8 protein-coding genes are annotated in these 9,046 nt (G+C 29.5%); 1 reads left to right on the top strand and 7 read right to left on the bottom strand.

The features are described from left to right. Positions 1-27: 27 nt before the first annotated feature. The 7 genes from sbcC to sosA form a co-directional block, all read right to left on the bottom strand. On the bottom strand, positions 28-3,063 hold the full coding sequence (gene sbcC, locus CD128_RS07845) for an exonuclease subunit SbcC (protein ID WP_103329452.1): 3,036 nt from the start codon (positions 3,061-3,063) through the stop codon (positions 28-30). 3 nt (positions 3,064-3,066) lie between these two features. Continuing rightward, complete coding sequence (sbcD, locus tag CD128_RS07850) at positions 3,067-4,191, bottom strand: exonuclease subunit SbcD (protein WP_103329453.1); 1,125 nt, start codon at positions 4,189-4,191, stop codon at positions 3,067-3,069. 118 nt (positions 4,192-4,309) lie between these two features. Next, positions 4,310-4,777 carry a CcdC family protein gene (locus tag CD128_RS07855; RefSeq protein ID WP_103329454.1) on the bottom strand — a complete coding sequence of 156 codons (468 nt, stop codon included), beginning with the start codon at positions 4,775-4,777 and terminating at the stop codon, positions 4,310-4,312. A 157-nt stretch (positions 4,778-4,934) separates the two neighbouring features. Beyond that, positions 4,935-5,177 (bottom strand): YneF family protein, encoded by a 243-nt coding sequence (locus CD128_RS07860; protein WP_103299123.1) that lies wholly within the window; start codon positions 5,175-5,177, stop codon positions 4,935-4,937. A 182-nt stretch (positions 5,178-5,359) separates the two neighbouring features. After that, positions 5,360-7,348, bottom strand: coding sequence for a transketolase (gene tkt / locus CD128_RS07865; RefSeq protein ID WP_103329455.1), 1,989 nt, complete (start codon positions 7,346-7,348; stop codon positions 5,360-5,362). A 99-nt stretch (positions 7,349-7,447) separates the two neighbouring features. Continuing rightward, positions 7,448-7,690: a DUF896 domain-containing protein gene (locus tag CD128_RS07870; protein ID WP_103329456.1), complete on the bottom strand. Its 243-nt coding sequence runs from the start codon at positions 7,688-7,690 to the stop codon at positions 7,448-7,450. 292 nt (positions 7,691-7,982) lie between these two features. Further along, positions 7,983-8,216 carry a DNA damage-induced cell division inhibitor SosA gene (gene sosA / locus CD128_RS12015; protein ID WP_103329457.1) on the bottom strand — a complete coding sequence of 78 codons (234 nt, stop codon included), beginning with the start codon at positions 8,214-8,216 and terminating at the stop codon, positions 7,983-7,985. Between the two features lie 142 nt (positions 8,217-8,358). Between sosA and lexA the strand changes: the two genes are divergently transcribed. Further along, a complete protein-coding gene (gene lexA, locus CD128_RS07880) occupies positions 8,359-8,982 on the top strand; it encodes a transcriptional repressor LexA (RefSeq protein ID WP_103329458.1) in 624 nt (207 codons plus the stop codon). Positions 8,983-9,046: the final 64 nt, after the last annotated feature.

The following is a 9,046-nucleotide window of genomic DNA, read 5'->3' on the forward strand; positions in this document are numbered from 1 at the left end:
TATTTTTTAGTATTTATTGTTGTGGTGTTAATGCCATTTAAATTGAGTGCTACTTTGATATTGATTGGTTTTCACTTCAAGTATAAGCGGAATACGTTGTTTTAATTCGCTGACATGCGAAATAATTCCTACCATTCTTCCAGAAGTTTGTAATTTCATTAAAGTATCTAACGCTGTTTCTAGTGTTTCTTGGTCTAATGTACCAAAGCCTTCGTCAATAAACATAGAATCTAAAGTAATACCACCGGATTCTTGTTGAACCACTTCGCTTAATCCCAGTGCCAAAGCTAGAGAAGCTTGGAATGTTTCTCCACCTGATAAAGAACTAATATGTCTCGAATGGTTAGAATGTAGATCAAAAACATCAATTTCCAATCCGCTATAACCTTGTGAAACAGATTGTCTACGCTGAAGTTGGTATCTTTGACCACTCATTTTCTTCAATCGAATATTGGCTTGTTGAATAATTCGTTCTAAATAATAAATTAAAACATAGTTTTCAAGCGTTAGCTTTTGATTGTTTTTGCCCGACAATATTTCAGCCAATTCAAATATTTGTTGCTGTTCTTTTAATTCTTCATTTAAATAATTGATATGAACTTTCATGCTTTCAAATTTCTTATCATTTTGTTGTAGTTTATATTGTAAAGTCGTTGAGATTTCAAATGTTTCATTGTAACGTTCTTCAACTTTTAACTTTTCTCCTTCTAAAGCTGGAATATCTTCTAATTCTTTATCTTTAGTTAGATGTGTTAAACGCTCTATTTCAATTGAATGTTTATGTTGTTCTTGATTGTAATCTTCAATTTCTTGTTCAATATCATTTTTAGTATTCAATTTTTGTACTAAGTGTTCAATTTCTTCATAATTTGATACACCGATTCTCGTCATCTCATTGTCTATTTGAGCTTTTAAGTGATGTAACTCTTCTTTTAATTCTTGATTACCGTTTTCATGATTTTTTAAATTATTTTTTTCGATAGCAAATTCTTGATTATATTGTTGAATTTTACTATTTAAATCTTCTTTTTGTTTTTGAAAATCAGTAACCATTTTTTCGTTTTCAATATAATGTTTTTCAAATGATTTAATGTCATTAAATTCTGTCGTTTTTTCAAAGTCATTAATCAATATTTCATATTGGTTTTTCTGAGACTTTAATTTCTCATGATCAACTAATAATTGATGTTTCGTTTCTTTAAGTTGATTTAATTGATTGTTATATTCTTTTAATTCATTTTTTTGTTCTTGAATTTGTTGTTTTTCTATTTTTTTATCTTGTAAAGATTGGTCTAGTTTTTTTATATCTTGTAATTCACTTTCATTAACTTCTAGTTCCTTCATTTGTTTAGTGATAAATGCTTGAGAAGTTTCTAAGTTACCTAATTTAATATTTCTTTCATAAATATCGTTTGTTAATTTTTTTATTAACTGTTGATTTTGGTTAATCTTTTCAAAATCAATATGGGCATTTAAGGATTCAATTTCATTTCCACAAATCGGACATGTATCGCCAATATGTAATGCAGATTGAATTTCTTGAACAAATGTTTGTTTATCATTTAAATCGATATTTGTTCTATCAATATTTTCTAATTGCGTGTTAAAAGACTCGATTTCTTGACTTAGAACTTCTTGTTGTGCAGATTTATCATCATATTCACTTTTCAATTTAGCCAATTTATCTTTATTAGCTTGTAATTGTTCTTGTTTTTCAATTTCTCTTTCTAATTCATAAATACTTTTTGTTAATTGATCAATCGCATCCTCATTAATATCAATATTTTTTATTTTCTCGTTAAGTTCATTTTCGTTATGGCTAATTTCTTCTTGCTTTTTATCACTCTCAACAAGTTGGTTTTTGGTAGTTTTTATTTCAGTATAAGCGTTATTATATTTTGCGAGATTTCCATAAAATTGTCTCGTATTATTGATATATTTAGTTTTTTGTTCAATATTTTTTTCGTTTTGTACTAAAGTTTCTAACTCACTTATATATAAATCTAATGATTGTTTTAAACGAGTAATATTAGATTTTGATGTCGCTATTTTATTTTTTACTTCTTCAATTTTTAAGACTTTATTTTTTTCTTGCTCATATAAATTAGAAAGTGTTTTTATTTCATTTAATCTGTCTAATTCTTTATTTAATTCTTTTATGTAACTAGCTTTTTCATCTAATTGTTTTTTTAATTCTTTTCGTTTTTCTAAATCTACAAGATTTTGTTGAAGTTGTTTATTATCTTCAATACGTTGATTTAAGTTCGTTAGTGCAATATAATTTTTATTTTTTAATTCTTCATAATCTTTAAGTAATTGATTGCCAATTTCTTTAAAATTTGGGATGACTTTTAAAATTTCTTGAGTTTGAAGACTATCGATTAACTTAAGTTGACTTAACGTTTCATTTTCAAAATCATCTATGTCTTCCCATAATATTTGAATTTGATTCTGACGTGATTCAATTTGTTTCTTTTCAGCTTTCACTTCGTTTAACAGTAAATTCTGAATTTCTTCAAATCTTATACTATTAAACAAGGTTCTTAAAATACTTTGTTTATCAGAGCTATTTGAAACTAAAAACTTCTTAAATTCACCTTGTGGCAAGATAAACAGTTGTCTGAATTGTTCTGCATTTACACCTAAGATACTCTTGATAAACGCATTTCCTGAACTAATCTTACTCTCACGTAATTCATATTGATTTGTTTCTTTTTCTAATTCATAGACATCTAACTTCCCTGGAGTTTGAGAGGTATTGCCTTGTTTTGTAAAAGCGCCCTGTCTCACAATTTTGAATGCTTTATCTTTAAGTTCAAATTCATAAATGACAGACATAGGTGATTTTCCATCTGCAAAATGACTTCTAAGTTCACTTTCATTTCGTCCTTCAGTAGAAGCTTTTCCAAATAAAGCGAAGACAATCGCATCAAACAACATGGTTTTACCTGAGCCAGTTTTACCACTTATCAAAAATAATCGTTCATTATTAATTTCTCGAAAATCAATTGTTTCATTTAAAAAAGGTCCAAAATTAGTTAATTTTAATTTTATAGGCTTCAAATTTTAAACCTCCTTGTTAATTACTTGATTGAGCAAGTCATGAATTTTATTATTTTGATAATCCGTTAGCTCTTGATCTGTTATTGATTTATAAAATTGCTGAATAATCGTCGCATCATCTTTTAGTTTTAATTCAGTTTGATGTAATTGACCACTACTTTCGAAAGTAATATTACTTAACGATAAAGTATTAGGATAAAGTTGTTTAAGTTGTAACATAGGATCATTAATATGTGACATATTTCTCAACTTGAAATGAAAATAATTTTCTTTATTTTTCATTTTTACGCTACCTTGAATAACATCATCATACTCACCTTCAATAACTTCCAATTCTCGTAAAGGTTTAAGCTGTATAAACTGATTGGTGATATCTTCTTTGGAATTAATTACAAGTCGCTTATAACCCTTTGGTTGGTTACTTTCTGAAAATGAATATTGCAATAATGAGCCACTATAACTAATTACATTATCTTCAATACTAAATGGATGATGTAAATGACCTAATAATACTTTGTCAAAAACATTGAAGGATGCTTTATCTACGCTTTCAACTGTCCCAATCGTAAGTGGTCTTTCAGAATCAGACGTTTTCCCTCCATTAATTGTAAGATGCGCAATTAAGAAATTAACTTCATCTTTATTCATAGTTTCAGAAATATACGCAATACATCTTTGAGTAGCTTGTTCATATGTCTCAATTGAATCATCTTCAAAAAATGCTTTAATTTCACTAACTGTCGCAAAAGGTAACGTGTAAAAATTAACATTATTAATTGTAATAGGATGATTCATATCCTTTAATTTAGTACGTATATATAATTTTGAATGTTGAAACCAAGTAGAACCATAATTTAAACGTTCCTTCCCATCATGGTTCCCATTAGTAATAATAGTCGGAATACCCATTTGAATATTTATCGTACTAAGTGTCTGTTCAAATAATTTAATTGTTTCTTTACTAGGATACGTTGTATCATAAATGTCTCCTGAAATAATAAAAACATCTGGATTTTCTTCATCAATTTTATCTATCAACTGATTTAATATGTATTCTTGATCTTCTAAAAATTGCTTACCATTTAGAATCTTTCCTAAGTGCCAATCTCCTGTATGTATTATTTTCATAGGAACCCCCCTTAAGAACGTTTGTTCGTATAAATTATACACATAATTTTTTTCTTATTCAAATGAAAAAAGAAGCGAGACAGAAATTAAAAACTTTTCTGTTCCGCTCCCACAAAAACTATAAAACTACAGTTTTTTTCAATTTTTTAAATTTGTACAACATAGCTAATCTCCAAGGTACAATCATGCTAAATGCTAGTAAGAAGAACATTCCACCAATTTCGCCAGGATCAATCGAGCTACTAATAAATATTTTAATTACCGTACGGATAATTAATAATGAAATTAATATTATTGGAAAAGCTTTGGATCTTTTCATATAAATTTCAGTTCCATGAACTTCAAAATGACTTGTCCATATTAAGACAGATGAAAAGATAACGCCTAAAATAATAGATTCTATTATTTCTGCACCAGTTAATCTAAAATACGGAATAACATACATCAAGGCACCAGTAGCCATGAAGAACGGTGGTAAAATAATTTTTTTCTCGTTAACTGGGAATTTTTGAGCTTTCATACGTATGAAGATAACGACAATTCCCATGAACAACGCAAATACTACTGAAAAAATTAAATATGCCAAAATTACACCTTCTTATATTCATAAACTAATACTTCGAAAAATTATTTTCAATAGTTAAAATTTAATTTAAATTGCTGAATCAATAATAATCCTAAAATTGTTTTACATCAAAAATAAAGGATTGTAAACCTTTTAACGGCACAATCCTTCTTAAAAATTATTTTTTTGAACTTTTCATGTTTTGATCCATGTTTTTGTTCATCATTGTCATCATTTGATTGATTTTCTTTTGAGATGGTTTTTGTCCCATTTGCATCATCATCATACGTAACATTTCTTCATTAATAGGTGGGTTTTTTTTCAAATAATCCATCATATATTTTCTTGCTAAGAAGAAACCACCAACAAGTCCGATGATAAGCGCTAGAATGATTAATAATATCGCTAACCAAGTTGCCATTGTTTCACCCACTTTCTATACCTACTGAATTTTACTAAATAACTATCTTATTTTCAATAGCTAGTTTAAGAATAAAAACACATTTATTATGATAACAAATTACTATATGATTTTGATACCTAAAAATTAATAAAAAAGAAGACTTTCAACGCGAAAGTCTTCTTTATAGCAATAGTAATCAATTAGAATGTTCTGATTTGGTTTAAAATATTTTCTTTAGTAAATCCATATTTTTCAACTACTAAATCCCCAGGGGCACTTGCGCCAAATCCATCGATACCGATAACTTTACCTTCAGTACCCACGTATTTGTGCCAACCAAGTGGTGAAGCCATTTCAATAGCAACACGTTTAGTAATATCTTTAGGAATGACTGACTCTTTATATTCATCGCTTTGTTGTTCAAAAGCTAACCAGTTTGGCATAGAAACAACTCTTACACCTTTACCTTGTTTATCAAGGTCTTTAGCCGCTTCAATAGCTAAGCTTACTTCTGAACCAGTAGCTAGTAATAAGTATTCTGGTTTAGTTTCAGTTTCATAAACAGTGTAAGCACCTTTACGCACACCTTCTTCAACAGTAGCTTCATCTACATCTAAATAAGGAAGGTTTTGACGAGTTAATACTAATGATGTTGGTGTTTGTTCAGATTCTAAAGCAACTTCCCAAGCTACTCTAGTTTCATTTCCATCAGCTGGACGAATGACATTCATATTTGGGATAGCTCTTAAACCTGCTAATTGTTCAATTGGTTCATGAGTTGGACCATCTTCACCAACTGCAATTGAGTCATGTGTAAAGATGAATGTTGAATTAAGTCCCATAATTGCTGATAAACGAAGTGCAGGTTTTAAGTAATCACTGAATACGAAGAATGTTGCACCGTACGGGTGAAGACCACCATGAGCTGCCATACCATTTACAGCTGCACCCATTGCAAATTCTCTTACACCAAACCAAACGTTTTTACCTTCAGGTGTGTTGCGGTCATAATCTGTAGCTTCTTTAACATTAGATTTGTTAGAACCAGCTAAGTCAGCTGAACCACCGAAGAATGAAGGTACTGATTTACTTAAAGCTTGGATAATTTCTCCTGAATCGGCACGAGTTGCAGCATTATGGTCGCTACCAAATTTAGGTAACTCATTTTTATAATTTTTAGGTAATTTACCGCTAATCGCTAATTTAAATTCTTCAGCTAATTCTGGATATTTATTAGAATATTTTTCTAATTTTTCTTTCCAAGCATCTTCATTTTCGTTAGCACGTTTTAACATAGTTGTTTGGAAGATTTCATATACTTCTTCTGGTACATAGAAGCGTTTTTCAGGGTCTAAACCATAAGCTTCAAATGTTAATTTTCTTTCATCTTCACCTAATGGCGCACCGTGAACACCATTAGTACCACTTACGTTTGGAGCTCCGAAACCGATAATTGTTTTAACTTCAATAATTGTAGGGCCTTTTTGAGATTTAGCTTTACTAATAGCATTATCAATTTCTTCTAAGTCGTTACCTTCTTTAACTAAGATGTGATTCCATCCATAGCTTTCGAAGCGTTTTTTAGTGTCTTCTGAAAATGATTTATTTAATTCCCCATCAAGTGAAATATCATTTGAATCATATAACACGATTAATTTATCTAATTGATTGTGACCAGCAAATGAAGCAGCTTCGTGTGAAATACCTTCCATTAAGTCACCATCAGAAGCTAATACATATGTGTAGTGGTCGACGATATCAATATCTTCTTTATTAAATTTACCTGCTAAGTGGTCTTCAGCTAAAGCCATACCTACTGACATTGCAAAACCTTGACCTAATGGTCCAGTTGTTACTTCTACCCCATCAGTATGTCTAAATTCTGGATGTCCCGGTGTTTTTGATCCCCATTGTCTAAACTGTTTAAGTTCTTCTAATTCTAAACTTCCAGATACATGAAGAAGGCTATAAAGTAAAGCCGAACCATGACCCGCTGAAAGGATGAAACGGTCTCTGTTAAAGTAGTCTTTTGATTGAGGATTGAAATTTAAATGGCGTATCCATAAAGTGTAAGCCATTGGGGCTGCTCCCATAGGTAGACCTGGGTGACCAGAATTTGCTTGTTCGATTGCATCAATACTTAGAGCACGAATAGTATCAATGGCTAATTGATCTTTCTCGTTAAACATCTATAATACTTCCCTTCTACTTAAATAATCTTTGTTATATTATAACTTAAATATATTGTTTTTGATAAGAATTAATCTTAAGGGGTTAAACCTTGTATTTTAATCTTTATGATTTTTATTTTCTTCTTGAATTTTTTTCAATTTTTCAGGTGTTACATCGTTTCCTTCTGGATCTATTACTTTAGTATTTTCAATTTGTTGCTTAAATCCTTTTCTAAATGATTCTAAATACGCTTTACGTAATTTAGATTGTTCCTTAGCCTCAGCTTCAGTTAAGCCCTTTTCTTTTTTCTTTTTAGCTAGTTCATTGATTCTATCTATATTTAAATTGTCTTTAGTCAAGGCAATCACTCTCTTTTCAAATATAATATTTTTAATAATTACTTCATAAAATATACCAAAAAAATGTAGGTTAAAAAAGTTTTTGAAAAGCTGTATCCGTTATAACAAGCTATCTAATCTATAAACTTTGCTTGTACTAAATAATCTCATGCAATAGATATTAATACCCTATCAATATACTTTCTAACATTTAATTCTTTTTTAAAAATAAAAGCATAAACTTCTCATCTAATTCGATAAGAAATTTATGCTTTTAAAAATTTATATATATAATTAGTTTGTTTTTCGTAATTTATTGAACTAATGCGAACACTTTATAGTCTGTTTGTTCTGTATTTGTGTCTTTTATGTTCTTATCATCACTATTTAGCATAGCTTTTTTAGAGATAGTATGGTCTGTAATTTCGTACGTTTGTTCCGTTTGTGAGCTATGATATAAACTAATGAAGAAAACTAGAAAAACTACGCAAGAGACTAGAACTACGGTGATATTGCTAATTAAATTACTAGTATATTTATTAATCATTTATTACACTCCTAGAACATTTGTTTGTATTAATACTTTAACAGAACGGATGTTCCTAGTCAATACGAAAACGAACAAATGTTTGTTTTAACGAAAAATTAATGCTATAATAATGTTAAATAAACATAGGGAGTGCCTATATATGAGAGAATTAACAAAAAGACAAAGTGAAATATATGATTACATTAAACATGTAGTTCAAGTTAAAGGTTATCCACCAAGTGTTCGTGAAATTGGTGAAGCAGTTGGTTTAGCTTCAAGTTCAACTGTTCACGGTCACTTATCAAGATTAGAAGAAAAAGGATATATAAAAAGAGATCCAACTAAACCAAGAGCAATTGAAATTGTGAGTGAACAATCAAAGGACTCTATTAATATGGAAGAAACAATATATGTACCAGTTATTGGTAAAGTAACAGCTGGTGTGCCTATCACTGCTGTTGAAAACATTGAAGAATATTTCCCATTACCCGAGCATTTAACTTCTACTCACAATAGTGATATTTTCATTTTAAATGTTGTTGGTGAAAGTATGATTGAGGCTGGCATCTTAGATGGAGATAAAGTCATCGTTAGAAGCCAAACAATAGCAGAAAATGGAGATATCATTGTAGCAATGACTGAAGATGATGAAGCTACTGTAAAACGTTTCTACAAAGAAAAAAATCGTTATAGATTACAACCAGAGAACAGTACTATGAGCCCTATATACTTAGATAACGTTACTGTTATCGGAAAAGTTATAGGCCTTTATAGAGAATTATAAGTAGCACTTGTTTTCTTAAGTTAACTATCTCTCTTATATATTTATATATAATAAAGAACTAGAG

Origin of the sequence: Staphylococcus croceilyticus, from assembly GCF_002902575.1 — a bacterium.
GTDB classification, from domain to species: domain Bacteria; phylum Bacillota; class Bacilli; order Staphylococcales; family Staphylococcaceae; genus Staphylococcus; species Staphylococcus croceilyticus.

Coding starts and splice junctions, on each gene's coding strand:
- CD128_RS07860 (WP_103299123.1), bottom strand. CDS start 5,177: ATGGCAACTTGGTTAGCGATATTATTAATCATTCTAGCGCTTATCATC.
- tkt (WP_103329455.1), bottom strand. CDS start 7,348: ATGTTTAACGAGAAAGATCAATTAGCCATTGATACTATTCGTGCTCTA.
- sosA (WP_103329457.1), bottom strand. CDS start 8,216: ATGATTAATAAATATACTAGTAATTTAATTAGCAATATCACCGTAGTT.
- lexA (WP_103329458.1), top strand. CDS start 8,359: ATGAGAGAATTAACAAAAAGACAAAGTGAAATATATGATTACATTAAA.
- sbcD (WP_103329453.1), bottom strand. CDS start 4,191: ATGAAAATAATACATACAGGAGATTGGCACTTAGGAAAGATTCTAAAT.